The sequence below is a fragment of the Seonamhaeicola marinus genome, from assembly GCF_008085455.1.
The window spans coordinates 1-389 of the sequence record NZ_VSDQ01000813.1; the positions used below are offsets into that span (position 1 = coordinate 1).

The window sequence follows — 389 nt, forward strand, 5'->3', positions numbered from 1 at the left end:
CTATGGGCGAGAAAATATTAGACCACATTATTAAGGTAGCTAGCGGCGAAGTACCATCAAAAGCGGTACTACATGGTAATAACGATTTTATTCCTTGGAAAAGAGGCGTTTCATTATAAAAAGTAAAGACATAGAATGAATTTATTAAATAGAAATACAGCATCTGTAAATACATATACAGAAAGAATAGTTCAATTTGGAGAAGGTAATTTTTTAAGAGCCTTTGCCAATTGGATGATACACGAAATGAATAAACAAGCTGGTTTTGATGCCGGTGTTGTAGCCGTTCAGCCAATTAATCAAGGTTTAATTAAAATGCTAAACGACCAAGATGGTTTGTACACACTTTACCTTAACGGTATTAAAAACGGTGAAGCTATAAGCGAACA

General features: G+C 34.2%; 2 protein-coding genes. Both read left to right on the forward strand.

The window, feature by feature from the left end:
- Window positions 1-119, forward strand: a 119-nt coding sequence (locus FUA24_RS23670) for a UxaA family hydrolase (protein ID WP_148545794.1), incomplete at its 5' end; no start/stop codon positions are given.
- Window positions 120-135: 16 nt separating this feature from the next.
- A partial coding sequence (locus FUA24_RS23675) for a mannitol dehydrogenase family protein (protein WP_449441439.1) occupies window positions 136-389 on the forward strand: 254 nt, incomplete at its 3' end.